The 1,302-nt window shown below is 64.1% G+C and carries 2 protein-coding genes; both read left to right on the top strand.

Translation table 11 applies throughout. From position 1 onward, the window contains the following. The first annotated feature begins 45 nt into the window (after positions 1-45). A complete protein-coding gene (locus BPODLACK_RS23085; RefSeq protein WP_005195137.1) occupies positions 46-336 on the top strand; it encodes a transposase in 291 nt (96 codons plus the stop codon). After that, positions 333-1,271, top strand: coding sequence for an IS3 family transposase (locus BPODLACK_RS23080; RefSeq protein WP_020169777.1), 939 nt, complete (start codon positions 333-335; stop codon positions 1,269-1,271). Before BPODLACK_RS23085 ends, BPODLACK_RS23080 begins: the two co-directional genes overlap by 4 nt. The last annotated feature ends 31 nt before the right edge of the window (positions 1,272-1,302 follow it).

Here is a 1,302-nt window from a genome sequence, read left to right as displayed (position 1 = left end):
TGAGGTTCCCCCCGAACCGTAGAGGCATCGATAATGAGGAGCACGATGCCAGAGAAGCGGAAGAAGTACGACCGGGAGTTTCGTGATGGGGCGGTCCGGATCGTCGAGGAGACAGGTAAGCCGATCGCCCAGGTCGCTCGAGACCTGGGGGTCAACGAGGGCACCTTGGGTAACTGGGTCAACCGGGCGCGCGCCGAGCGGGAGGGCCGCGGCGAGCTGACCGTTGATGACGCTGCTGAGCTCAAACGGTTGCGTGACGAGGTCGCCGAGCTGCGCATGGAGCGTGATGTCCTCAAGCGATCAGTGGTCCTGTGGGTGAAGGAGGCGACGAAGTGAGCGTGGCACGCTTTATCGCCGACCAGAGGACCAACTATCGGGTGCCACACGCGGTGTCCTGCCGGCTGCTCGGGGTCAGCGAGGCGTGGTTCTACAAATGGCATAAGCGGACCCAATCGCCGGGTGCGGCAACGGGTTTGCACACCACCCGCGACTATCGCCGGGACACCATCGACCGGGCCGTGGCGGTGGCGTTCGACAAGGCCCGCGGCCTGCACGGGTCACCGCGCCTGCATGCGGATCTGCGTGCTGACGGGTGGACGGTGACCGAGAAGACTGTCGCTGATTCGATGTGTCGTCAGGGCCTGGTCGCGCGGCGGATCCGCCGGCGCAACGGGCTGACCCGTCAGGACAAGACCGCCCCGAAGTTCCCCGATTTGTTGGGTCGCGATTTCACCGCACAGTGCCCCGATCAGCGGTGGGTCGGCGACATCACCGAGATCCCGACCGCGGCGGGCAAGCTGTATCTGGCCACGGTCATCGACCTCTACAGTCGCCGCCTGCTGGGGGCGGCCACCAGTCGTCACCCGGATGCAGCGTTGGCGTGTGCGGCGATCGAGATGGCGGTCGCCACGCGGGGCGGTATGCAGGCGATATGGCGTGATGACGATGCGCAGAAGCTGATTTTCCACACCGATCGTGGGTCGACGTACACCGCGAAACGGTTCACCAGGCTGTGCCAGAAGATGGGTATCCGGCAGTCGATGGGCCGGGTCGGATCGTGTTTCGACAACGCCGCAGCGGAGGCATTCTTCTCTTCTTTGGAGTGGGAAGTGTTGTCACGCAACGAGTTCCATACTATCATGGAGGCGCAGGCGGTCGTGTTGGAGTGGTGCTACGGCTTCTACAATCACCAGCGTCGCCACAGCGCGATCGGGATGATGAGTCCGGTCGACTACGAGAACACCGCAGTCACCGAGCCCGAAGCCGCATAGAGGAGTCCTCCACGATTCCGGGGGAACCACA

The sequence above is a fragment of the Gordonia sp. YY1 genome (assembly GCF_009872315.1).
Classification (GTDB): domain Bacteria; phylum Actinomycetota; class Actinomycetes; order Mycobacteriales; family Mycobacteriaceae; genus Gordonia; species Gordonia amicalis.
This window is presented reverse-complemented; position numbering and strand designations above follow the sequence as displayed.

Excerpts from the sequence above, each read along its gene's own strand:
- BPODLACK_RS23085 (WP_005195137.1), top strand. The coding sequence starts at position 46 with ATGCCAGAGAAGCGGAAGAAGTACGACCGGGAGTTTCGTGATGGGGCG.